Raw genomic sequence first — 22,042 nt, 5'->3', positions numbered from 1 at the left:
TTCATTGCCGGAGGCGGACCGTCACCTCCTCGAAGCCGTTCACGAAGTTCGACAGCACGCGGCGGGGCTCGCCCACCAGCTCGATATGGCTGAAGCGCTTCATGATTTCTTCCCACAGCACGCGGAGCTGCATTTCCGCCACCCGGTTGCCCATGCAGCGGTGAATGCCGAAGCCGAAGGCCATGTGATGGCGCGCCCGGTCGCGGTCGATCAGGAATTCGTCGGGCTGGTCGATCACGGTCTCGTCCCGGTTGCCCGAGGCGTACCACATGACGACCTTGTCGCCCTTGCGGATCAGCTTGCCGCCGAATTCGATATCCTCGGTCGCCAGCCGGCGCATGTGCGAGAGCGGCGTCTGGTAGCGGATGATTTCCGAGACCATGTTGGGGATCAGGCCCGGGTCGGCCTTCAGCTTGGCGTATTGGCGGGGGAACTGGTTGAGCGCCACCACGCCGCCCGAGATCGAATTGCGCGTGGTGTCGTTGCCGCCGACGATGAGCAGCATCAGGTTGCCGATCAATTCCATCGGGTCGTTGACCATGTCCCGGGTTTCGGGGTTGTGGGCCATCAGCGAGATGAAATCGAACTTCGGCGGCGCCGCCGCCCGCTCGTGCCACAGCCGCGTGAAATAGGCCAGGCACTCCATCAAGATGCGCTTGCGTTCCGCCATGTCGGTGGGGATGCCGACGGCTTCCGAGGTGGTCGAGACGTCCGACCAGTAGGGCAGCAGGTAGCGATCCTCCCACGGCACGTCGAACAGGATGGCCAGCATCTGGGTGGTCAGTTCCTTGGAGACCCGCTCCACCCAGTTGAATTCCTCGCCTATCGGCAGCCCGTCCAGGATCGTGCCCACCCGCTCGCGGATCAGCGCCTCGAGGTCGGACAGGCGCGCCGGCGAGACGCCCGGCGAGGCCGCATGGCGCTGCACATCGTGCTTGGGCGGGTCCATGGCGATGAACATGGGCGGCACGAAATCATCGGTCGGCTCGCCGATCACGATGCTGGGCTGCGAGGAGAAAACCTTGTGGTTGGTCTCCACCGCCACGATGTCGTTGAACTTCGTGATCGACCAATAGGGGCCAAAGCTGCCGCCGGCCGTGAAGTGGACCGGATCCTCTTGGCGCAGGCGGCGGAAATAGTCGCCGTGGCGGTTGTGCAGGTAAAGCTCGGCCCGGCTGGGATCGACCTGGTCGATCGGCAGGGACCACGGGTCGGGGATCTCGTCGGAGACCATCGAATAGGCTGGAACGGCCACGTTAACCTCCCTTATTTTCTTATTCTAGGGTTTATACCCTAATTCTTACCCCCATGCAATTCGCGCCAGCGCGGCCTTGCGCGGGGATGGATCTTGAGGGATCAATGCCTTCAGGCAATCGTGCTCTCAGGTCAGGTGTGCATGCAAGACGAACCCATCGATACGCCGCGCCGCATCGCTTTCTGGGGCGGGATCCTGGGTGTGGTCTTCGGCCTGCTGCTGTTGCAATTCCTGCTGGCGGAATATCCCCACTGGGGCCAGACCACGATCTATGCCCTGGCCACCATCCCGCCGTTCGGCCTGTGGGCGCTGACCCTGACCATCGCCCAGCGCGTGGTCGATCGCCGCGCGGCACGGCGCAACCGGGAATAATCGGATGCGGCGCGCCGGGGTCCAAGGCATGGCGCTCGCCGTGGCACTGGCCGCCGGTACCCCGGCCTTCGCCGAGGGGCAGATGATCAGTTCAACGGCCGATCTTGCCGGCCATACCCTGCTGTTGACGGAAACCGGCCCCTATCGCCGCACCCAATGGCTCGCCTTCGACCCTTCGGGCCTGTTCGTGGCGACCATGGCCACCCTGGGTGCCGACAAGCCGTTCTGGGACGGCACGATCATGCACGGCCAGATGGTCACCGGCTTCTGGTTCCGGGCCGAGGGCAACAGCATCTCGTGGAACGAGGATGCCTTCGTCGACAGCGGCGTTCTGGAACAGGGCCCCGGCGGCACGCTCAGCTTCACCGTGACCCGCGGCATCGACGGCAAGGCGCTGCGCTATCCGGCGACCGTGCTGCCCGGCCTGGTGGCCCCGGGTGCCAAGCCGCCGCGCCGGGGCAAGGCCCGGGTGACCATCAACGACAAGACCGCGTCGGGACCATGGATCCGCTGGGACGGCTTTGCCTACGGCGTCAACAACCCGGCAATGCAGCCGGGCAAGGCGACGATCCTGCCCGACCCCCTGGCCCCGGGGAAAACCTGCGTCTGGATGCATGACCCGGAAGTGCGCAAGATGGCGCTGCACTGCCCGTCCCGCGGCTTCACAACCGCCTCGGTCGGCGAGCGCCCGCGCATCCCCGAACCGCCCGGTGGTGCCCGTGCCACCTGGACCGACACCAGCGGCAACAGGGTCTCGATCGAACTCGACTAGCGGCTGGACGCCACTCCTCACCCCAGTCATTCCGGCGAAGGCCGGAATCCATTGAGACGTCGCGCGCTGCCCCAGAATGGATTCCGGCCTTCGCCGGAATGACGAATGAGGGTGGGAAGTTCTTGCTAGGCGCCCAGACGCGCAAGCGAGCGGCGAATGTTCGCCCGGGCCGGTGCTTCATAGCGGTCACGGAAAATGTCGGTGTGGAAGATCCGGGGCCGGCCGAGGAAACCCGCCAGCACGGCGGCGCGTCCCTGGCGCCAGCGGTCGTCGGCTACCCAGGCATATTCCAGGCGGACCCCCTGCTCGTAGGCGTCGAACACCGCGGGCGCCTCGCCCAGGATCGACAGGTCCATGTCCAGGAACAGGGCGGCATCCTCGCCGCCGATCGCCGGCACCTGGTGGGTTGCCGTCGCCTCGATCATCGCGACCACCGCCGCCAGGCGCGCCGGCGCCAGCCGGTCCTTCAGCAGCAAGGCCGCCAGGGCCGCGCTCCGGCCCTCGTTGTCCTTGGCGCGGGTGTCGTAGACGGCGTCGTGGAACCAGATGGCGGCTTCCACCACCCCGGGATCCGACAGGATGCCGGCATGGTCACGGGCCAGGCCGAGCAGGGCCTGGATGTGGCCCATGCCATGATAGTGGCGCCCGGCCTCGCCGTAGCGTGCCAGCAGATCCGCCTTCAGCGCGTCGTCAATCAGGGGCATCCCGCTACCCTCGCCTCCCGTGCCGCCCGACGGGCGGGGCCAGCCACCGACGATTGTAGCGGCCGGCGCCGGCTTCACGAATTCTTAAATTCCGTGCCGCTATGGTTGTTGCAAGCCCGCAGACCACACGAGCATGGCCCGAGCCTCGCTGCAGGTCTGCGCAACAACCATAATCAGGGCGGAGACGGTCATGAGCAACGCGCTGGCCGGCGAGAAACGCGACAGCACCGGCATGCCGGGTAGCCGGCAGGCTGTATCGACAGAGGTTCCACCAGATTGGACGCGGGTCGTCCGCGACTTCGCCCACGACCTGAACTCCCAGTTGCAACCGATCGTCAGCCTGACCGCCCTGGCCCTGGAAGACCTGCCCCGGGACAGCGAAACATGGAGCGATCTGGAGATCGTCCAGGAGGCTGCCGACCGCGCCGCCGCCCTGGTCTCGGCCTTGAGCGATTATGCCCGCAAGGGCGCGCCCAGGGCCGCCCGGGCCACCGTCTTTGCCGCCCTCGCCGAGGCGCCGGGCTGCAAACAGGTGCAGGTCGACCTGCCTGACGATCTGATGATCGAGGAGGGCGCGCTGGGGGAAACGCTCGCCACCCTGTTCGGCGACCTGGCGCCCCTGATCGGGCAGGCCGACAGGCTGTGCCTGAGCGCCGACGGCCGGGGCCTTTCGCTCCAGGTCGCGCTGGGTGCCGGCGAGGCCTGCGCGGCGCCGGATCTGACGCGAAGCCGTGCCGTCGCCGCCCGCCGCAACATGACGCTCGCCCGCCACGACCTGTCGGCAGATACCGTCGACATCCGCCTGGCGATGGCGGCCGATCGATAGGGCGGGGCCGGCCATGACGACGGAAAGACAAGGCTTTGCCGACGACTTCATGGCAGAGATGAAGGTTCGTCGCGTGCTGATCGCCGATGATTACGTCGCGATCCGGGCGACGATGTATCGCCTGCTGGTGCGCGGCGGCTGGGAAGACGTCGTCCAGGCCGACAACGGCGCAACCGCGCTCACCCAGCTTGCCGAACCCGGCATCGGCGCCGTCCTCAGCGATTTCCGCATGGCCCGGCTGAACGGACTGCAGCTTCTCCAGCAGATCCGGTCGGGACAGACCGCGGCCCCCCGCAACCTGCCCGTGCTGCTGGTCACGGGACATGCCGACCACGACCTGATCAAGCGCGCAAGGCTGCTCGACGTGAACGGCATCATCGTCAAGCCGTTCAGCGCCGCCGCCCTGGCCGACCACCTGATCAGGGCCTTCTGCAACCCCATCGTCGCCAAGGACGTCGCGCACTACGCCGGGGTCGAGGTTCCCGTCGAGCCCGACGAGGTGCCGCCACCGAGCCACGCCGCGGCAACACCGCGCCTGAACTTCACCGCGCCGTCACGCCCCGGCGCCGTTACCGTCGCCGCGCTGCAACCCGGCATGAAGCTGGACGAGGATGTGAAGGGCGACAACGGTGTAATGCTTGTGGTTGCCGGCGCCCCGCTGACCGAGCACATGGTCGACCGGTTGCGCGAATTGTCCCGGGATCGTCCCGACCTGCGTAGCGTTCGCGTCCAAAAATAGGAATTGGCCCCGCCGCCAGGGGCATTGGGATCCCAAGGGGAGCGACATGACACTGCAGCCACCACCCGGATTCGCCGAAGGCGGCATAGCCCTCGACCCCGCCCTGGTGCGGGTCGTCAGGACGGACGGCGCCCTGTCGGGCATGTCGCCCGACACCCTGCGCTGCTGCGGCCGGCCGGCCGGCCTGATCGTCGCCTTCCTTTCGCCGAACGTCGATTTTTCCGCAACCTGCAAAGCCCTGCGTGGCATGAGCGCCGGTGCCCCCCTCCTCGCGGTATCGACCGCGGGTGTCCTGTGCGAGGTGCCGGATGCCGCAGCACCGCTGTACGAGGCGGCGGGCCCCGGCTGGCAGACCGTGCTGGTACAGGTTTTCAGCCCCGAGCTGATCGACCAGGTCAGCCTGCATTCGGTGCCCCTCCACAACGAGGACATCCGCCATGGCGCGCCCAAGCTGTCGCGGCGCGAGCGCATCCAGCGCATCGCGGACTCGCTGGATGCGGTACGGGTCCCGTTCCATATCGACAGTGCCGACACCCTGGCCCTGACCTTCGTGGACGGCATGTCGGCCTGCGAGAGCTATTTCATGGAGGCTGTCTACCGTGTCGGCCGATTTCCCTGCCTGTTCATCGGCGGCTCGGCGGGCGGCAATCTCGACGGCGGCAAGACCTATACGTTCGATGGTCGTTCGGCGTCGGAGAACCACGCCGTGGTGGCTTTCGTCAAGCTGGCCCAGGGCAAGCGCTATGCGGTTCTGAAGACCCAGAATTTCCGCAAGACCGACAAGCAGTTCATCATCCTCGACTCCGATCCCGATCGCCGGACGGTCTCGTCGGTGGTCGACCCGGAAACCTTCACGGCACATCCCATCATCGACCATATCTGCGGCCTGCTGGGTTGCGCCCGCGCCGAGCTCGAAGGCCATCTGGTCAAGCAGACCTTCGGCATCGAGGTCGCCGGCGAAGTCTTCGTCCGCTCGATCGCCCGAATCGACCTGGAGAACGACGAGATCTCGTTCTTCTGCGACATCAGCACCGGCGACCGCCTGTTCCTGCTCGAGTCGACCGACTTCGTGACCCAGACCCGCGACGACTACCAGGCGTTCCTGCGGGCAAGCCGCAGCCGGTGGCCGGGCTTCTGAACGACTGTATCCTGCGCCGTCTCAACAACCAGCAGGACATCGCCGCGGTCGAGCAGTTCTGGGGCTGCCCGGTCGCCGGTTTTTCGACCTTCGGCGAATTGTTCGGGATCAACATCAACCAGACCCTGACGGCGATCTTCTTCTTCGATGTGGCCCAGGGCCAGGCATTTTCCGATGCCTTCCTGGATTACTTTCCGGCGCACTACGGCAATTTCCAGAACTACTTCACCCTGGTCCGCCTGGCCCGGGTCGAACTCCTGGTCGAGATCCGGGCCCGCGCGGCCAATCAGTTGACCGACCGCTTCGCCGACATGGCCAACCTCTCCGAAGAGGTGGAAGCCATGGCGGTCCATGCCCGGCAGGAGCGGGCGCAGCGCAAGTTGAAGAAACAGCTCCAGGCCATCACGGCGAGCCTTCACGAAGGCGTGCTGCTCGTCGATGCCGAAGGCCGGATCATCTTCGCCAACCCTTCCGCCGGGCATCTCCTCGAACAGCCGGCGCTGCCTCTCCTCGCCCTCGACGAGGTGATGAAGCTGATCGTGCATGACGAAGCCGTGCCCTTCGCACAGGGCCCGTTCCGCACCGTGATCGAAAGCGGCGCCAGCAATTTCGCCGATGATTGCTTCGTCGCTCTCGCCGACGGCAGGCGCCTCAACGTCGCCTACACCGCATCCGCGCTCGAAGATGGCGGCGAGCTACGGGCCGTCGTCATCTCGTTCCGCAGCATCGAGACGCTGAAAGAGGCCCAGCGCCAGGCCCTGCAATCGTCGCACCTGGCCAGCATCGGCCAGCTTGCCGCCGGGATAGCCCACGAGATCAACACGCCGATCCAGTATGTCGGTGACAACCTGCATTTCATCATCGACTCCTTCGGCGACATCGCCGCCACCCTGACGGCCTTGCGGCGCGATCAGGCGACGGCCGGGGCCAACGAGGCGATCGAGATGATGTGTGCCGAAAGAGCCATCGACGACCTGCTCGAGGAAGTCCCCCTGGCCGCGAGCCAGTCCCTGGACGGGATCAGGCACGTTGCCCACATCGTGAAGTCGATGAAGGAGTTCTCCCACCCGGGTACGGGCGTGAAGGTCCCGACCGACATCAACAGCCAGATCAGAACCACGATGACGATCTCGCGCAGCGAATGGCGGGAAGTGGCGCACGTCGAAACCGACCTTGCTGACGATCTGCCATCGATCCCCTGTTTCCCGACCGACATCAACCAGTTGCTGCTGAACCTCGTGGTCAATGCGGCGCAGGCAATCGGTGCGCAAAAGCGCGCGTCCCCCGGCCATATCGGCATCACCACCCGCCGCCTTGCCGGCCATGTCGAAATCCGCATCAGCGACGACGGCCCGGCGTTCCCGAAAAGGTCCGCGACCGGATCTTCGATCCCTTCTTCACCACCAAGGAAGTCGGCAAGGGCACCGGGCAAGGCCTGGCGATCGCGCGCGACGTGGTCGAAAGCAAACACGGCGGCACCATTGCGCTCGACCTGAGCGTTCCCCTGGGTGCCTGTTTCGTCGTCCGCCTGCCCATCACCGACGCTGCGCCCTGACCCGTGGATGAACGACATGACCGACCTCCAGCCTCCTCCGGCACCGGCGCCCACGACCTCCATCTTGTTCGTCGACGACCAGACCAACCTGCTTCAAGGGCTTCAACGCAGTCTGCGCGGCATGCGTAACGAATGGACCATGCGCTTTGCCTCGAGCGGCAAGGAAGCCCTGGCCATGCTCGACATGGCACCGGCCGATGTGGTCGTCACCGACATGCGGATGCCGGAAATGAACGGCGCGGAACTTTTGAGCGAAATCAGGGCACGCTTTCCCGACACTGTCCGGATCATCCTGTCAGGGGAATTCGACCAGCAGACCGGATTGAAAGCGCTCGAATCCACCCACCAGTTCCTGTCGAAACCCTGCGACAGCCACCAGCTCATCGATGCCATCCGACGTAGTGCCCAGCGACGGGAACTGCTGTCCAACGCCACGGTTCGCCAAATCGTCTTGTCCCTTGATGCTTTGCCCAGCCTGCCCGAGGTCTACACCAGGCTACTCGACCTGCTGCAGGGCACCGACGCACCATCGAAGGAAATCGCGGCGCTGATCGAAAGCGATATCGGCCTGTTCTCGAAGACCCTGCAAGTCGCCAACTCCTCCTTCTTCGCCATGAGCAGGCAGGTGACTTCGGGTTTGCAGGCGGTCAATATGCTCGGCCTCGACGTCATCCGGGGCCTCGTCCTGAGCCACGGCATCCAGCAGAATTTCCAAGCCCGGCTGGACGCCCGGATCATCGAGGGGCTGTGGCAGTCCGCCATGACCATCGCAACCCTGGCCTCGGCGCTCGCCCGCCGCCTCGACCTCCCCCTCGCCGTCCAGACCGAGACCTTCACCGCGAGCTTGCTGCGCGATGTCGGCCAACTGGTTTTCCTGTCGATCGAGCGTCGCTACATCGACATTCTCGACGCCCACCGCAATGATTTCGAAACTTTGCTGGGCCGCGAGACCAGCACCTTCGGCACCACCCACGCCGACGTCGGTGCCTATCTTCTGGGCCTGTGGAATCTGCCGGACGTGATTGTCGAGACCGCCGCCTTCCACCACCAGCCGAGCCGCTCGCCGGTACGGCAAAAGGGCGCGCTCGCCATGGTCCACGTGGCCGGCGCCCTCAGCGCCGTCGCAGCAGGCCAGAAGAACCCGCTCGACCAGGCCTACCTCCGCGAGGCCGGCCTGCCGGCCGACTTGGGCTTCTGGCAGGCGGCTCTGTTGGCAAGCGGAGTCTAGAGCCGGTCAATCGCCTGCTGCCGGTTTCGGTCCTGAAACCGAAAAGGGCCTCCCCTTGCGGGAAGGCCCTTTGTCGACTGGCGCCGGTTGGTATCAGCCCTCGGGCTGCGGCTGAGGCGCGCTGTCGTCGCTGCGGCGGCGACGATCGGCCATGAACTGGTCGAATTCCGCCTTATCCTTGGCGCGGCGCAGATCGTCCAGGAAGGAATTGAATTCCTGCTGCTCGTCTTCGAGCCGGCGCAGGGTTTCCGCGCGGTATTCGTCGAAGGCGCTGTTGCCGCTGTCGGCATGGCGCCGGCGCCGCGAACCGCCGCACGAGGGCGAGTGCCAGCGGCCGTGACCATGATGCATGCCGTGCATGCCGCCGTGTTTCCAAAATGCCATGCGACCGCTCCAGATGAGATAGGCAAGAACGCCCAGGCCAACCGGCCAGAAAAGGATGAAACCTGCGATCATCACGCCGATCCAGGCGGGTTTTCCGATCTCGTCCAGCCTCGCTGTGATGCCGTCGAGCTTTGCTGCGATGTCCATCTGTGTCCTCGCGCCATGTCAATGTAAATGACATTTACATAAATGCGCGCGGGTCCGGCAACTGTCAAGAAGCCCCGTTGAAAAAAATCTAGGCCGGCCCGTCCAGCCCCAGGCCCTGGAGATAGACCAGCACGCCGGCCTCCAGCAGATCCTCGGGCGTCATGGGCAGCTTGCGCCGCCCCCGTCGCCGCGGGCAAAGAGCGAGGCAATGCCGTGCGACAGGGACCAGATGTGCAGGGCCATCATCAGGGCCGGCGGACGGCGGCCCTTGGGCAGGGTCGCCGACAGCACGTCGGCGGCTGTGCGGACGATGGCAAAGGCCTTGTCGCCGGCCAGGCGCAGGTCGGGATGATCGTCCAGCGCGATGCCGGCCTCGAACATGGCGGTGTAATAGGCCGGCTCGCTTCGGGCAAAGGCGAGGTAGGCCTTGCCAACCTGGTTGAAGGCCGTCATCGGGTCGGGCCGGCCGTCGTTCCAGGCCGCCCCCAGGCGATCGGCGAACAGTTCGTAGCCCTGGCGCGCCACATCGGCCAGCAAGGCGTCGCGATCACGGAAATGGCGGTAGGGGGCGGCTGGGCTGACCCCGGCGGCACGGGCGGCCTCGGCGAAATTGACGCCGGCCAAGCCCTTGGCCAGGATCAGGTCGAGTGCTGCCTTGATCAGCGCTTCCCGCAGATTGCCGTGGTGATAGCCGCGCCGCCCCGCCTCCGCGCGGCTGTCCGGCCCGTCCTTGTCCTTTGACCAACTCATGTAAATAGCTCTTACATGAGTTGGTGCGGCGCCGCAGCGAAAATGTGGGCCGTCGTTACTTCTGGGCCCACTGCCCGCTCTCGGACAGGAACCAGGTGCCTGCCGGGGCCGACTTGATGATCTCGGCCGCATAGATCTTGCCGATGTCCAGGATCGAGACACCCTGGGTCTTGGCCCGCTCGGCATAGAGCGCCTTGCGCTCGGCATTCACCTTGTCGACCAGGGCCGTAATGTCAGGCGTCACGGTGCCGCGGGTCACCGCATAGCCGTCATAACGCTCGCCCACCGTGCCCGCCACGCGGGGTGCATCGAGCGGGCGCACCTCGGCATTTGCCCGGGGCGATAGGCCGAACAGCGCCAGGCCCAGCGCCGCGGCGCCGGCGCCGACCAGCCATTGGCGGCGGTTCAGGCGCTTAAAAGATAGGCTTTGTTCCGACATCTTCCTTGGCCTTCTCTTCGATATGCAACCGCACATCCGCGTCGAGCTTGATGTTCAGGTTGATCGTGATGGGTTCCTTGGGCGCCACCACCTGAACGGTAGGCGTGCAGCCGGCCAGGACGGCGGGGATGGCCGCGGATGCCAGCAGGAAAAGCAGCCGGCGGCGGCGCGTGGCGTGGTCCATCGAAGTATCGCTCAACGTCCAGCACTCCTCGCGGCGCGGTCCAACAGCTCTTGGGCCGACGTTAGACTTAGCAGGGCATATTCAGCAAGCCGGTCGAAATTGCTGTCGATCCTGATGTTGAAATTATAGGGCTGGTCGGCCGCGACCTCGGGGTTGCGCCCTTCGAGCGCCAGCAGCACCGTGCCCTCGCCATTGATGCCCTTGTCGAGGCCGAGGCTGAGCCGTTCATAGTGAAAGCCGCCAAGCACCCGCAGCATCAGGTCGACGTCGTCGCCGGCCTGGGCGATCTGGGGCGGCAGATTGTCGGGACGGAAGCTGAGCAGGCCTGGCCCGCGGGCCGCCAGCTTGCCGCCGGCGATCGCCACCTTGCCGTCGGCCAGGGTCAGCGGAATGGTGCCGTCGAGTTGGCCGGTGCCGCTCAAGCCACCGATGCCGATGATCCGGGTGATCTCGGCCAATTCCACCCCGGTGACGGTCAGGACCGTCTCGATCTTCGCCTTGCCGGTGTCGACCATGAAGGGGCTGGCGGCGATCGTGCCGCCGGCCGCCCCGACCTCGAGCTTGGACAGGCGCAGGGCCGGCTTGGCCGTCAATTGCCCGGCCAGTTTCACCTTTGCCGTCTCGCCGCCGCTCTGCACGGTGGCGCTCAAGGCCTGATCGGCAGCGGTTACAGGCGGCCACAGTTTGGTAAAGCGCAAATTGCCGTTCAGGGCGCTGACCTGGGCGCCCGCTGCGGCGAAGGCCAGATCCTTCAGCCGCAAGGTGAGGTTGGGCGACAGCACGTTCTTGGCCCAGCGCACGGTTCCATCGACGGCCACGGCGCCTTCCAGGGGCGGCGCGCCGGCGCCCAGGGCGGGCGACAGGCCGGCCGGTTGGCGCCCGCCCCGCTTGAAGGCGATCGGGGCCATGGTCACGGTTGCCGAACCGCTGTTGGCCGCCTGATCATGCTGACCCTTGATCTGCACCTTCACTCCACTTTCCGTCTGGCTTTCGACCCGAGGGTGAAATCCACCAGCGAGCCCGCCAGCGTCGCGTTACCGGTTAACTGCAACGGCACGACGAGGGCCGGCTGCTGAAGATTAACCAGTTGGCCCGAGGTTAGTTGCAGGCTGGCCTTGTCGGACTGCCAAATAAAGTCGCCGGTGACCGATTGGACCGCCCAGGGCAGATCCTTGGGGGTGATCGCCCCCTGCGCCAGGGTCACGTGCACGCCGCCGTCCGCCTGCAAGGTGAGGCCGATCTGCTCCATCGCGATCGTCGCCGCCTGGCGCTGGCCGCCCACGGTGATGGCGAAATCAGCAGTGAACCCCGTGCCCTGGATCACACCGTCTGCCAGGGTCATCGTGGTCGAGACGGTCGCCTCGATCGGCCCGTCGTCGGGCCGCAGGACCGACAGCCGGGCGTCCCGCAGTGCAAAAGAATCGATGCGCAGCCCGCCCAGCGGCGCCCCCGGCACGGTCGCGACATCGCCCGCCGTCGCGGGCGGAAACGGCCGACCATTCAGCTCGATCCCGGCGTCGCCTAAGGTGATGGTGGCGACCAGGCCGTTGATTTCGACCTGGGTGATGTGGCCCGCATAGAGGTCGAACAGATCGTAAGTGACGACGATTTCGCTGGCTTCGATCGCCTGGCCGCCCAGCGCGAGACGATCGAGATGCAAGGCATCGAAGCCGACCGATTTGACCGCGAGGCGTACCGGGCCAAGGCCCTGGCGCTCCAGCACGCTGGTTGCGACTTGCGTCAGGATCTCGACGCGAGCGAACCACGCCGCCGCGCCGCCGACTACGATCAAGCCCGTGAAGATGAGGGCAAGGCGAACAAGCCATCGGCGCATTGAACACTCCGCGACCGGGACGATGAACCTTATCTAACAGGTTGTGGGCGATTGGGGTGCGGCGGCGTTCACGTTGACGCCGACTCCACCGCCAATATAGTGGCGGGGGCGTTCCAACCAAAGATCGCTCGCACCCTGAAGCGGCCTTGTGGAGATCGGATGAGTGACATCGAGCTCAAACCCGGTTTTCACGCCTTGTGGCCCACCCCGCTGGGTATCTACCGGCTGGCGGGTGTGTCGGAATTCAATGCCTTGCTCGTTCGTGCTCTTGGCGCCATACGCGCCGAGCAACTGGAGCAGCGGCGGCAGGCGCCGGCGAATTTCTTCGCCAGCGACGACGATCTTCTGCAGCGCATCAAGCTCAAGGAATGGGATCAATTCGTCCGCTTCGTCGTCGATCGCCTTCACGACACCGTCGAGCAGGCCAATGCCGGTTCCTGGCCGGCGGAAGGCCTCAATCTCGAAGTCGCCATGAAGGGCATGTGGTTCCAGTGCAGCAACGGCGGCGCCTTCCACGACGTGCATACGCACGGCAATTGCTCCTGGTCCGGGGTCTATGTGGTCCAGGTCGACGAGGCGCCGCTGCGTGCCCGCCACCCGGTTTACGGCGCGGCCAATGGGGTCACCCGGTTCTATGGCCCGCCCTTCGCGACGCTGGGCGGTGCCTTCGTCGATGTGGCGAACGCCTATCTGCAGCCGCCGCACCGTGACGTCGAGCCCGTGCCCGGACAACTCACCATCTTTCCGTCCTGGCTCGCCCATCAGGCGCTGCCCTATGCCGGCGACGCCGATCGCATCATCATCTCCTTCAATGCAAGCGTCCATGCCACCGGGGGCGACCAGCTACACGACTACAGTCCCCGCTGACTGACGCGGACCGCCCCCATCTCCCCGATCAGCGGCTTGGTCATTGACGAATTCCGTCTGCTCGGCGACTATTGGCATGGACCGTGCCAATAAAAATCACGCAGGGCAAGCGCCGGTTTGTCTGCCCCTGCGAAATGGAGAGAACGCCATGAGCGAGGACAAGAAACCCAAGCGCGGGCTGGACCGGCGCTCCCTGCTGCTGGGCGCGGCGGGCGGCGTGGCCGTGACGGGCGCGGCGGCGGCGGGTTTTGTCACCCTCGACCGCCAGGCGCGCAGCCTGCGCACCCCGGCCGCGGTCGAGGGCGGCCCGGCGCAGATCGCCGAATCCTTCCAGGACTCGCGCCCGGCTTACGCCGAGGCGGTGACGGCGCCGGCGGACGCCCCCAACATCATCGTCATCGTGCTGGACGACATCGGCTTTGCCGATCTCGGCTGCTACGGCAGCGAGATTGCGACGCCCAACATCGACGCGATCGCCGGGGCCGGCCTGCGCTATTCCAACTTCCGCACCTGCGCCATGTGCTCGCCCACCAGGGCCGCCCTGATGACCGGGCTCAACCATCATTCGGCCGCCATGGGCTGGCTCGCCGACCTCGACAGCGGCTATCCCGGCTATCGCGGCGACCTGACCCACGAGGCCGCGACCCTGGCCGAAGTCTTGCAGGAAAAGGGCTGGAACACGCTGCATGTGGGCAAGTGGCACGTGAACGTGGCCCACACCAACGGCGCCAACGGCCCGACCGACAACTGGCCGACCAGCCGCGGCTTCGACCGCGCCTATTGGTTCCAGGGCCACTCCACCGATTACTTCCGCCCGGGCGAACTGCTCGAAGGCACCGCGCCCGTCGAGCCGCCCGACAGGCCCGGCTATTTCGTCGTCGACGACCTGACCGACCGGGCGATCGCCTACATCAACACCCAGAAATCGATCGATCCCGAGCGGCCCTTCCTGCTCCAACTGTGCTATCCCGCCGGCCATTCGCCGCTGCAGGCGCCCGCGGCCGATCGCGACACCTATCGCGGGAAGTACGATATCGGCTGGGACGGGGTCCGCACCGAGCGGCTGAAGCGCCAGCAGGCCCTGGGCCTGGTGCCCGAGACCACCGTGCTGCCCCCGCTGGCCCCGGGGTTTCCACCTGGTCGGCCCTGTCGGCGGAGGAGCAGAAGCTGTTCGCCCGCTACATGGAGGTCTATGCCGGCCTGATCACCAATACCGACCGCAACATCGGCCGCCTGCTCGCGGCGCTCGATACGCTGGGCGTGCGCGACAACACCATGATCGTGCTGATGTCCGACAACGGCGGCTCGGCCGAGGGCACCCAGACCGGCACGCCCAACGTCTTCGCCGCCGCCTTCGGCCGGCCGGTGCCGGTGCCCGAGGCGGCCAGGCTCTATGACGTCATGGGCGAGGACCAGACCTTCCCGCACTATCCCATCGGCTGGGCCTGCGCCTCGAACACGCCGTTCCGCCTCTACAAGCAATATGCCCACTTGGGCGGCGTGGCCGATCCGCTGGTCATCGCCTGGCCCAAGGGCATTGCCGCCAAGGGCGAGATCCGCTCGCGCTTCGTCCATGTCATCGACCTCTATCCTACCATCCTGGAGGCGATCGGGGTGGAACGGCCCGCGACCTATCGCGGCCGCAAGCTGAAACCCCTGGAAGGCGCCAGCGCCGCCGCCACCTTCAAGAGCGACAGCGCACCGACCCGCAGCGAGCAATATTTCGAACTGGGCGGCCAGCGCGCCTATATGGACGGCAACTGGCGCGCGGTGATCCGCCACGAGCGCGGCACGCCCTTCGAGGGCGACCGCTGGGAACTCTACGATCTCAGCCGGGAGGTGAACGAGATCACCGACCTTGCGGATCAGCAGCCCGAGAAGGTCGCCGCCCTGGCCGCCAAGTGGCAGGCGGCGGCCGAGCGCTACGGCGTCTTCCCCATGGACGACCGCAACCTGATCATCAAGCTGTCGCAGGACCGCCTGCGCCGGGGCACCAAGACGCATTTCGACATGCGCGCGCCCATGGACCGCCTGTCGGCTCATGTCTCGCCCCAGGTCGGCGGCTATTCGCACGAGATCATCGTCGACCTCGTGCGCCGGCCGGGTGCCGGCGACGGCGTCCTGTTCGCCTGCGGCTCGCGCCATGCGGGCTTCGTCATGCACATCAGGCAAGGCCGGCTGGTCTACGAGCAGAGCATGACGCCCTGGGTCGAGCGGATCGAGCCGGCCGAGGCGCTGCCCGACGGGCCCTTGCGCCTGCGCTATGTCCAGACCATGACCGCCCGGCCCTTCGAGGGCGGCGGCGCCCTCTTCCTGGGCGAGCGCAAGCTGGCGGAGCGCACCTTCGCCAACGTGCTGCTCTCGACCTCCTACGACGGCTTCTCGCTGGGTGCCGACCTCGGCAACCGGGTCTCCACCCTCTACGAGGGACACAACCCATTCCAGGGCGAGCTGGTGCGCGTACAGTTCAATATCGACAGCACCCCCTTCGACCTGATCGAGAGCAAGCGCTTCATCGACCGCATCGGGATCAGGGTGTGAGCCTCGAGCGCGACATGGTCCTGATCCCGGGCGGCGTCTACCGCCTGGGATCGGACGACTATTACCCGGAGGAACGGCCGGCGCGCCTGGTCGATGTCGACGCCTTCTGGCTCGACCGCCGGCCGGTGACGAACGGCGATTTCGCCCGCTTCGTCGCCGCCACCGGCCATGTCACTTTGGCCGAGCGGGCCGCGCCGGCCGGTTCGGCGGTATTCACCATGACCGCGGGGCCGGTCGACCTGCACGATCCCTCGCACTGGTGGCGCTTCGTGGCGGGGGCCTGCTGGCGCGCGCCGCGGGGGCCGGGCTCGACCCTGGACGGCCTCGACGCTTGCCCGGTGGTTCACGTCGCCCTGGCCGACGCCCAGGCCTTCGCCGCCTGGGCCGGCAAGCGCCTGCCCAGCGAAGCCGAATGGGAGGCGGCAGCGACCGCCGCCGACTGGAGCAAGACCTATCCCTGGGGCAACCGGCTGATGCCGGAAGGCCGGCTGATGGCCAATATCTGGACCGGCGCCTTCCCCTGGTATTTCGCCCGCGAGGGCGCCCCCGACCCCTCGCCCGTCGGCACTTTTCCGCCCAACGGCTGGGGCCTCTACGACATGATCGGCAATGTCTGGGAACTGACCGCTTCGCGCTTCGACCGCGAGGCGAGCTGCGGCTGCGGCCCCATCCAGGGCACCGCCCTGCTCACCGCCAAGGGCGGCTCGTTCCTGTGCGCGGGTGACTATTGCGCCCGCTACCGCCCGGCGGCGCGCATCGGCGTGAGCGCGGAGTCGACCGCGGCCAATGTCGGTTTCCGCTGCGCCCGCTCGACATGACGCCGTCCCTGGTGCTTGACTTTCCCCGCTGATCGCTCAAGATTTACGTACACTGTACGGAAACAACAAGAAGCGTCGCGGGGAGGTTCGTCATGACCCAGTTTTCCGGCAATGTCCACGCAGCGCTGGAGGCCACCTGCCGTGACCATGGCGGGCGGACGGCCCTCACCTTCCTGGCCTCGGGCGAGCCGGGCGCCGCGCGGGTGGAGGTCACCTATACGCAACTGCTGGCCGGCATTGCCCAGGCCGCCAACCTGTTCCGCGCGCGGGGCATCGGGCGGCGCGACGCCGTGGCGATTCTGCTGCCGTCGCTGGTCGACACCCAGTTGGTGCTGTGGGGGGCCGAGGCCGCCGGCATCGCCTTCCCGGTCAATCCCCTGCTCCAGGTCGACGAGATCGCCGCCCTGATCCAGGCCGCGGGGGCGAAGGTGCTGGTCGCCTTCGGCCCGGCGCCGGGCATCGACATCTGGGAGAAGGCCTTGAAGCTGCGTGACCGCGTCGACGGCATCACCACGCTGGTGAAGGTCGGCGGCGGGCCGGTCGAGACCCCGGATGTCGTCGACTTCGCCGCGGCCCGGTCGGCCATGGCGCCTACCCTGGCCTTTGCCGACCGGGCGGCGGCCGATGACGAGGCCGCCTATTTCCACACCGGCGGCACCACGGGATCGCCCAAGCTGGTCATCCACACCCATCGCAATCAACTGGCGGCCGCCTACGGCGTCGCCGCCGGGATCGAATTGACGCCCGACGATGCCGTGACCAACGGCCTGCCCATGTTCCATGTCGGCGGCACCATCATCAGCGCCCTGGCCTTCCTGCTGGTCGGCGCGCGCGTCGTGCTGCTGTCGCCCAGCGGCTTCCGCAACCCCAGCATCGCTGCCAACTACTGGCGCATCGTCGAGGAGACCGGGGCGACCCTGGTGGGCGGCGTGCCCACCGCCCTGGCCGCGGTCGGCGCCGTCGATCCGGCCGGCCACGACCTGTCGGCCGTCAGGCTGGCCCTGTGCGGCGGCGCCTCGACGCCCAAGGTGGTGGCCCAGCGCATCGAGCAGATCACCGGCAAGCCGCTGCGTGAAGTCTACGGCATGACCGAGACCGCCGGGGCGATCTGCATCGACCCGATCTCGGCCCCGCGCGTGCTGGGCTCGGCCGGCCTGCCGATCCCGTTCTGCCGGGTCGAGGCACGCGCCGTGCTGGCCGATGGCGCGGTGGGCGACACCTGCCCGCCGGGCGTCGCCGGGGTGATCGTGGTGTTCGGCCCCAATGTCACGCCGGGCTACAAGAACAAGGCGCAGAACCGGGGCCTGTTCACCGCCGACGGCTGGCTGATCACCGGCGACCTGGGCTTCGTCGACGGCGCCGGCCGGGTCTTCATCACCGGCCGGGCCAAGGACCTGATCATCCGCGGTGGCCACAACATCGATCCGGCGATCATCGAGGAATGCCTGCTGGCCCACCCCGGCGTGCGCGATGCCGCGGCGGTGGGCATGCCGGACGGCTATGCCGGCGAGGTGCCGGTCGCCTATGTCGTGCTGAAGCCGGATCGGGCGGACGCAGAAACCGCCCTGCTGGCCTTCGCGGCCGAGCGAATCGCCGAACGCCCGGCCCTGCCCAAGCGCATCATCGTCGTGGATCAGTTGCCCCTGACACCGGTCGGCAAGGTCTTCAAGCCGGCCCTGCGCCTCGATTGCGCCGAACGCCTGTTCCGCGAGGTCCTGGCCGGCGAAGCGCTGGACATGATCACGGTCCAGCAGGATGCCCAGCGCGGCCTGGTGATCCAACTGGCCGCGGCGCCGGACCTGTCCTTGCAGTCCCGCGTCGCGACCCGGCTGCAAAACTACCTGGTGACGGTCGACTGGACCGAGGCTTAAACCAGCGGAATCGGCCGTGATCTGAAGATATTTCTCAAAGACCCTTGTATTTAATCCGGGCCGAGACCAAATTGTGCTGGCCGATGAATGGCCAGACGACTTGGCCTTGCGCAATTAATTTGCGCCAAGCTGAAATTCTTCTACCTGAAAATGCGACTTCGGCGGCCCGCGTTTTGCGCGGGAGAGCAGATTCTATACGTTGAAAGGGATCCCATGAAGACGGGAACCGTAAAGTGGTTTAACGCCCAAAAGGGCTTTGGTTTCATTGCGCCGGACGATGGCGGCAGCGATGCCTTTGTCCACATCAGCGCCGTGGAGCGTTCGGGCATTGGCGAACTGCGCGAAGGCCAGAAGATCGGCTTCGAGCTCGTCGCCGATCGCAAGAGCGGCAAGATGTCGGCTGACAACCTGAAGAACATCGCCTGATTGCAACGCCGGCGGCTTGGTTTGACCGACCGCCGGCGGCCAGCATCATTCCACCGATCGACCACGGATGTACTGGCGATAGGTTAAGAATGATGCGGCAGCATCTGGTGTGACTTGACACCCGACCAGGAAAACCCCGTCCCTCTCCGAGGTGGCGGGGTTTTTCTTTGTCATGGCGGGAGACGACGGGCATGCACGACATTCTGGCCATGGGCACCCGAGCCGGCAGCCTGCTGAAGGCGCGGGGCGAGAAGATCGCGGTGGGCGAAACCTCGGCGGGGGGCCTGATTTCTGCCAGCCTGCTGGCCGTACCCGGTGCCTCGGCCTATTTCGCCGGCGGCGCCATCACCTATTCCGCCCGCGCCATCCGCGGCCTCGTCGGCATCTCGACCGATGACATGCGCAGCAGCGGCGTCCGGTCGAGTTCCGAACCCTATGCCCAGCTCCTGGCGCAAGCGGTGCGCGCCAAGCATGGCCGAATCACCTGGGGCCTGTCCGAGACCGGTGCCGCCGGCCCCGGCGGCAACCCCTATGGCGACCCTTCGGGCCACAGCTGCATGGCGGTGGTCGGGCCGGTGAACCTTGTCCGCACCCTGCGCACCGGCCTCGACGACCGCGTCGCCAACATGTGGGCCTTCGCGCAAGCGGCCCTCGCCCTCCTCGTCGAGGCCCTGGAAGCAGCCCCGCCGCGCCAGCCATGAACCGCCGGCGCCGCCTTGCCCGCGCCCGGCCCATATGAAAAACTTTTCCCCGACTCGCTTTCGCGCCGCCGCCGACCGTTGATTCCGGCCAAGCGCTGCGACCGCAAGCCACGCCCATAACGGTGACGAGTTGGCTTGAGCGTATATTCCGATCGCCGCAAAACTATGCCCGGGGGGAGTGCTGGTGGGGGCGGTCTCGATGAATGGACAGACACGGTGGTACATCGAGGCCTATCGACACGGTATCGGCTCGATCAGGCTGCCGTTGTTCATCTGCGTCACCATGGCCGCGGTCAGTGCGGCGGCGGCCGTCTTCGAGCTGTGGCCGCTGGCCCTGCCGGCGGGGGTGCTGTGCCTGACCCAGGCGGCGGACTGCCGCAGCCGGCTGCGCGAATACGCCATCCTGCGCCGCCTGCTCGCCCTGGGAAGGATCGAGCCGGCTTGGCGCTTCGCCCGGCGCAACCGGCAGTCCCTGTGCCAGCGCTCGACCATGCGGGCCGCCTGGCGGGATGCGACGGGTGACGATACACTGCCGGCCTTCTACCGCGACCTGGGCTATCGCTGGCGCCACTTCGTGCCCGATGAACTGTTCACACGGCACTCGCTCGTCCTCTCGGGGCGCTTCTGGCTCTGCGCTTTCAGCCTCGGGCTGATCCGCCGCCCCGGCCCCTTCGTCGGCGGCCCGCCGCGACCGGCCGCGGCCGCGCCTTTCGCGCTGCGCCAGCGCAGGATCGCCGCGGCCTGCGCCTTCACGGGTTTCGTCGCCGTGGCGATCTGGGCTTCCGTCAGTCTCGCCGACGGCGCGAGCGGGCGCGCGATCATGGACGAGGTCGCCGCCCGCCACGACCTGCCGCATGAATTCGCGGTCGAGGCCATGCTCATCAAGGGCGCCGACGGCCGCGAGGCCCGGCGGGTGTTCCGGCGCTATGCCCGGGCTTTCGGCCCCTCGGCCTATCGCTACCTGCTGACCGTCGACGAGCCCGCCAGCGTGCATGGCACCGCCGTCCTGACCTGGCAGCGCCCTGGCGAGCCCGACGACCAATGGACCTACCTGCCCGCCCTCTCGGTCTTGAAGCGGGTGATCGGCGGCGGCCGGCGCTCCTCCTTCGCCGGCTCGGATTTCACCCATGAAGACCTGGTGAACGAGGATCGCGACGATTACACCTATGTCCGCGAGGGCGACGAGGCCATCGCCGGCGCGGCGGTGTTCGTCGTCACCGCGACGCCGACGGCCGACATTGCCGACGACAGCAGCTATGCCTTCCGCCGGCTCTACATTCGGCAGGACAATTACCTGATCGTCGAGACGCGCTACTACGAACGCGGCTCGGGCAGGCCGCTCAAGACCTTTACGGTCGAGGAGGCCGAGCCGGTGACGGCCCGTGCCTGGCGGCCGCGTGTGGCCGTAATGACGGACCTCGTCACCGGCGGCTCGACCCGGGTCACGACCGTCAGCCGTTCGATCGCGGCCGACAGTGTCCCTGAGGACGTCTTCTCCCATCGCTTCCTCGAGAGCCGGGCGCATCTATGAGCACGCCGACCGCGGTGCGCGCGACCAGCCTCTTCGAGTGGCTGTTTCATCGCCGCCGCCTGGTCTTCGCGCTGCTCGCCCTGGTCACCCTCGTCACTGCCACCGGGCTCGGCCGGGTGTCCCTGGATGTCAGCTACAGCAGCCTGGTCGATCCCACCCTGCCCGATCATGCCTTCTACGCCGAGACGACGGCGCGCTTCGGGTCGGACTATGTGGTCCTGGTCGTGGTCGCGGACGACGCCCTGTTCACCACGCCCAAGCTGACCCGGCTGCGCGAATTTCGCCGTGCCCTGGGCAATTCCCCGCTGGTCGACCACGTCAACAGCGTCTTCGACGTCGGCCACGCCCAGGCGAACGGCGATGCCGTCGACACCACGCCGGTCATGGCCAGCGTCCCGCAGGACGCCGCCGGCCTTGCCGCGGCACTGGCGCGGGCCCGCGCCAACCCCTTCGTCGGCGGCACCTATCTCGCCACCGACGGGCAGACCGCGGCGATCGCCGTCTACGTGAAGGCGACCTGGGAGGACGGGCAGTTGCCCCGCCAGGCCTTCGATTTCGTCGCGCAGGCCATGGCGCCCTACCAGGGTGACTTTGCGCGTCTCTACCAGTTGGGGCCGCCGCGCACCTATGTCGAATCGCGCCGCCTCATCCTGGGCGATGTCGCCCTGCTGACGCCGATCTCCATCGCGCTGCTGATCGGCACCGTGGCCATCGCCTTCCGCTCGCTCCTCGCCACGCTGATCCCGCTGTGCACCGCCCTGATCAGCATCGTCTGGACCTTCGGCTGCCTGGGCTGGCTGGGCCTGCCGGTGAACCAGCTAACCGGCGCCTTGCCCGTGCTCCTCATCGGCATCGGCGCGACAGAGGATTGTTACCTCATCGCCGGCTATTTCCGCGCCTTGAGCGAAAGCGGCGACCGGGACGGGCGCTGGCCCTCACCTCGCGCCGGCTGCTGACCGC

24 protein-coding genes and 1 pseudogene are annotated in these 22,042 nt (G+C 67.0%); 17 read left to right on the top strand and 8 right to left on the bottom strand.

The features are described from left to right. Position 1: 1 nt before the first annotated feature. Positions 2-1,255, bottom strand: a complete 1,254-nt coding sequence (locus tag D3874_RS08170) for a cytochrome P450 (protein ID WP_199698992.1) — start codon at positions 1,253-1,255, stop codon at positions 2-4. 141 nt (positions 1,256-1,396) lie between these two features. On the opposite strand from D3874_RS08170, the gene D3874_RS08165 reads away from it, so the two are divergent. Both D3874_RS08165 and D3874_RS08160 read left to right on the top strand, forming a co-directional pair. After that, a complete protein-coding gene (locus D3874_RS08165) occupies positions 1,397-1,627 on the top strand; it encodes a hypothetical protein (RefSeq protein WP_119777639.1) in 231 nt (76 codons plus the stop codon). A gap of 4 nt (positions 1,628-1,631) precedes the next feature. Next, positions 1,632-2,399 (top strand): hypothetical protein, encoded by a 768-nt coding sequence (locus D3874_RS08160; RefSeq protein ID WP_119777638.1) that lies wholly within the window; start codon positions 1,632-1,634, stop codon positions 2,397-2,399. A 125-nt stretch (positions 2,400-2,524) separates the two neighbouring features. Here the strand turns inward: D3874_RS08160 and D3874_RS08155 are convergent, their stop codons facing one another. After that, the gene (locus tag D3874_RS08155) at positions 2,525-3,103 is read right to left on the bottom strand and encodes an HD domain-containing protein (protein WP_119777637.1); all 579 of its coding nucleotides are present in this window, start codon (positions 3,101-3,103) and stop codon (positions 2,525-2,527) included. A gap of 190 nt (positions 3,104-3,293) precedes the next feature. Between D3874_RS08155 and D3874_RS08150 the strand changes: the two genes are divergently transcribed. The 6 genes and pseudogenes from D3874_RS08150 (at position 3,294) to D3874_RS08130 (ending at position 8,589) form a co-directional block, all read left to right on the top strand. Beyond that, on the top strand, positions 3,294-3,929 hold the full coding sequence (locus D3874_RS08150; protein WP_119777636.1) for a sensor histidine kinase: 636 nt from the start codon (positions 3,294-3,296) through the stop codon (positions 3,927-3,929). 13 nt (positions 3,930-3,942) lie between these two features. Continuing rightward, positions 3,943-4,668 (top strand): response regulator, encoded by a 726-nt coding sequence (locus D3874_RS08145; protein WP_119777635.1) that lies wholly within the window; start codon positions 3,943-3,945, stop codon positions 4,666-4,668. Between the two features lie 46 nt (positions 4,669-4,714). Then, complete coding sequence (locus D3874_RS08140) at positions 4,715-5,806, top strand: FIST signal transduction protein (RefSeq protein WP_119777634.1); 1,092 nt, start codon at positions 4,715-4,717, stop codon at positions 5,804-5,806. Between the two features lie 311 nt (positions 5,807-6,117). Next, positions 6,118-6,513, top strand: a pseudogene (locus tag D3874_RS31935) (PAS domain-containing protein); the annotation flags it as partial. 482 nt (positions 6,514-6,995) lie between these two features. Beyond that, a complete protein-coding gene (locus D3874_RS31930) occupies positions 6,996-7,361 on the top strand; it encodes an ATP-binding protein (RefSeq protein WP_408899985.1) in 366 nt (121 codons plus the stop codon). A gap of 16 nt (positions 7,362-7,377) precedes the next feature. Then, positions 7,378-8,589 (top strand): response regulator, encoded by a 1,212-nt coding sequence (locus tag D3874_RS08130; RefSeq protein WP_158595897.1) that lies wholly within the window; start codon positions 7,378-7,380, stop codon positions 8,587-8,589. Positions 8,590-8,682: 93 nt separating this feature from the next. Here D3874_RS08130 and D3874_RS08125 read toward each other — a convergent pair whose 3' ends face one another. From D3874_RS08125 to D3874_RS08100, 6 genes are all read right to left on the bottom strand, one after another. Further along, positions 8,683-9,120: a DUF2852 domain-containing protein gene (locus D3874_RS08125; RefSeq protein WP_119777631.1), complete on the bottom strand. Its 438-nt coding sequence runs from the start codon at positions 9,118-9,120 to the stop codon at positions 8,683-8,685. Positions 9,121-9,279: 159 nt separating this feature from the next. Continuing rightward, on the bottom strand, positions 9,280-9,870 hold the full coding sequence (locus tag D3874_RS08120; protein WP_199698991.1) for a TetR/AcrR family transcriptional regulator: 591 nt from the start codon (positions 9,868-9,870) through the stop codon (positions 9,280-9,282). Positions 9,871-9,925: 55 nt separating this feature from the next. Continuing rightward, entirely contained in the window at positions 9,926-10,309 is a 384-nt protein-coding gene (locus tag D3874_RS08115) for a YdbL family protein (protein WP_158595896.1), read from the bottom strand. Further along, positions 10,284-10,508 carry a YnbE family lipoprotein gene (locus D3874_RS08110; protein ID WP_233559874.1) on the bottom strand — a complete coding sequence of 75 codons (225 nt, stop codon included), beginning with the start codon at positions 10,506-10,508 and terminating at the stop codon, positions 10,284-10,286. Before D3874_RS08110 ends, D3874_RS08115 begins: the two co-directional genes overlap by 26 nt. After that, entirely contained in the window at positions 10,505-11,464 is a 960-nt protein-coding gene (locus D3874_RS08105; RefSeq protein ID WP_119777628.1) for an intermembrane phospholipid transport protein YdbH family protein, read from the bottom strand. The genes D3874_RS08110 and D3874_RS08105 overlap by 4 nt, the downstream gene beginning before the upstream one ends. Then, positions 11,461-12,327 carry an intermembrane phospholipid transport protein YdbH family protein gene (locus tag D3874_RS08100; RefSeq protein ID WP_119777627.1) on the bottom strand — a complete coding sequence of 289 codons (867 nt, stop codon included), beginning with the start codon at positions 12,325-12,327 and terminating at the stop codon, positions 11,461-11,463. The genes D3874_RS08105 and D3874_RS08100 overlap by 4 nt, the downstream gene beginning before the upstream one ends. A 159-nt stretch (positions 12,328-12,486) precedes the next feature. Between D3874_RS08100 and D3874_RS08095 the strand changes: the two genes are divergently transcribed. From D3874_RS08095 to D3874_RS08055, 9 genes are all read left to right on the top strand, one after another. Next, complete coding sequence (locus tag D3874_RS08095) at positions 12,487-13,194, top strand: putative 2OG-Fe(II) oxygenase (protein WP_119777626.1); 708 nt, start codon at positions 12,487-12,489, stop codon at positions 13,192-13,194. Positions 13,195-13,342: 148 nt separating this feature from the next. Beyond that, on the top strand, positions 13,343-14,398 hold the full coding sequence (locus tag D3874_RS08090) for a sulfatase-like hydrolase/transferase (protein WP_158595895.1): 1,056 nt from the start codon (positions 13,343-13,345) through the stop codon (positions 14,396-14,398). After that, the gene (locus D3874_RS08085) at positions 14,377-15,735 is read left to right on the top strand and encodes a sulfatase-like hydrolase/transferase (RefSeq protein ID WP_199699335.1); all 1,359 of its coding nucleotides are present in this window, start codon (positions 14,377-14,379) and stop codon (positions 15,733-15,735) included. Before D3874_RS08090 ends, D3874_RS08085 begins: the two co-directional genes overlap by 22 nt. Further along, positions 15,732-16,553 (top strand): SUMF1/EgtB/PvdO family nonheme iron enzyme, encoded by an 822-nt coding sequence (locus D3874_RS08080; protein WP_233559873.1) that lies wholly within the window; start codon positions 15,732-15,734, stop codon positions 16,551-16,553. Before D3874_RS08085 ends, D3874_RS08080 begins: the two co-directional genes overlap by 4 nt. Before the next feature lie 92 nt (positions 16,554-16,645). Then, a complete protein-coding gene (locus D3874_RS08075; RefSeq protein WP_119777623.1) occupies positions 16,646-18,424 on the top strand; it encodes an AMP-binding protein in 1,779 nt (592 codons plus the stop codon). Positions 18,425-18,637: 213 nt separating this feature from the next. Further along, complete coding sequence (locus tag D3874_RS08070; RefSeq protein WP_119777622.1) at positions 18,638-18,850, top strand: cold-shock protein; 213 nt, start codon at positions 18,638-18,640, stop codon at positions 18,848-18,850. Positions 18,851-19,041: 191 nt separating this feature from the next. Beyond that, a complete protein-coding gene (locus D3874_RS08065) occupies positions 19,042-19,551 on the top strand; it encodes a CinA family protein (protein WP_119777621.1) in 510 nt (169 codons plus the stop codon). Positions 19,552-19,750: 199 nt separating this feature from the next. Beyond that, positions 19,751-21,082, top strand: a complete 1,332-nt coding sequence (locus tag D3874_RS08060) for an outer membrane lipoprotein-sorting protein (protein WP_147385570.1) — start codon at positions 19,751-19,753, stop codon at positions 21,080-21,082. Beyond that, positions 21,079-22,038, top strand: coding sequence for an MMPL family transporter (locus D3874_RS08055; RefSeq protein WP_119777619.1), 960 nt, complete (start codon positions 21,079-21,081; stop codon positions 22,036-22,038). Before D3874_RS08060 ends, D3874_RS08055 begins: the two co-directional genes overlap by 4 nt. Positions 22,039-22,042: the final 4 nt, after the last annotated feature.

It is taken from the genome of Oleomonas cavernae, from assembly GCF_003590945.1.
Classification (GTDB): Bacteria; Pseudomonadota; Alphaproteobacteria; order Zavarziniales; family Zavarziniaceae; genus Zavarzinia; species Zavarzinia cavernae.
The sequence above is the reverse complement of the archived record's forward strand: the minus strand, read 5'-3'. Positions and strand labels throughout refer to the sequence as shown.

Coding starts and splice junctions, on each gene's coding strand:
- D3874_RS08165 (WP_119777639.1), top strand. CDS start 1,397: ATGCAAGACGAACCCATCGATACGCCGCGCCGCATCGCTTTCTGGGGC.
- D3874_RS08160 (WP_119777638.1), top strand. CDS start 1,632: ATGCGGCGCGCCGGGGTCCAAGGCATGGCGCTCGCCGTGGCACTGGCC.
- D3874_RS08155 (WP_119777637.1), bottom strand. CDS start 3,103: ATGCCCCTGATTGACGACGCGCTGAAGGCGGATCTGCTGGCACGCTAC.
- D3874_RS08150 (WP_119777636.1), top strand. CDS start 3,294: ATGAGCAACGCGCTGGCCGGCGAGAAACGCGACAGCACCGGCATGCCG.
- D3874_RS08145 (WP_119777635.1), top strand. CDS start 3,943: ATGACGACGGAAAGACAAGGCTTTGCCGACGACTTCATGGCAGAGATG.
- D3874_RS08140 (WP_119777634.1), top strand. CDS start 4,715: ATGACACTGCAGCCACCACCCGGATTCGCCGAAGGCGGCATAGCCCTC.
- D3874_RS08130 (WP_158595897.1), top strand. CDS start 7,378: ATGACCGACCTCCAGCCTCCTCCGGCACCGGCGCCCACGACCTCCATC.
- D3874_RS08125 (WP_119777631.1), bottom strand. CDS start 9,120: ATGGACATCGCAGCAAAGCTCGACGGCATCACAGCGAGGCTGGACGAG.
- D3874_RS08120 (WP_199698991.1), bottom strand. CDS start 9,870: ATGAGTTGGTCAAAGGACAAGGACGGGCCGGACAGCCGCGCGGAGGCG.
- D3874_RS08115 (WP_158595896.1), bottom strand. CDS start 10,309: ATGTCGGAACAAAGCCTATCTTTTAAGCGCCTGAACCGCCGCCAATGG.
- D3874_RS08100 (WP_119777627.1), bottom strand. CDS start 12,327: ATGCGCCGATGGCTTGTTCGCCTTGCCCTCATCTTCACGGGCTTGATC.
- D3874_RS08095 (WP_119777626.1), top strand. CDS start 12,487: ATGAGTGACATCGAGCTCAAACCCGGTTTTCACGCCTTGTGGCCCACC.
- D3874_RS08090 (WP_158595895.1), top strand. CDS start 13,343: ATGAGCGAGGACAAGAAACCCAAGCGCGGGCTGGACCGGCGCTCCCTG.
- D3874_RS08085 (WP_199699335.1), top strand. CDS start 14,377: ATGGAGGTCTATGCCGGCCTGATCACCAATACCGACCGCAACATCGGC.
- D3874_RS08075 (WP_119777623.1), top strand. CDS start 16,646: ATGACCCAGTTTTCCGGCAATGTCCACGCAGCGCTGGAGGCCACCTGC.
- D3874_RS08070 (WP_119777622.1), top strand. CDS start 18,638: ATGAAGACGGGAACCGTAAAGTGGTTTAACGCCCAAAAGGGCTTTGGT.
- D3874_RS08065 (WP_119777621.1), top strand. CDS start 19,042: ATGCACGACATTCTGGCCATGGGCACCCGAGCCGGCAGCCTGCTGAAG.
- D3874_RS08060 (WP_147385570.1), top strand. CDS start 19,751: ATGAATGGACAGACACGGTGGTACATCGAGGCCTATCGACACGGTATC.
- D3874_RS08055 (WP_119777619.1), top strand. CDS start 21,079: ATGAGCACGCCGACCGCGGTGCGCGCGACCAGCCTCTTCGAGTGGCTG.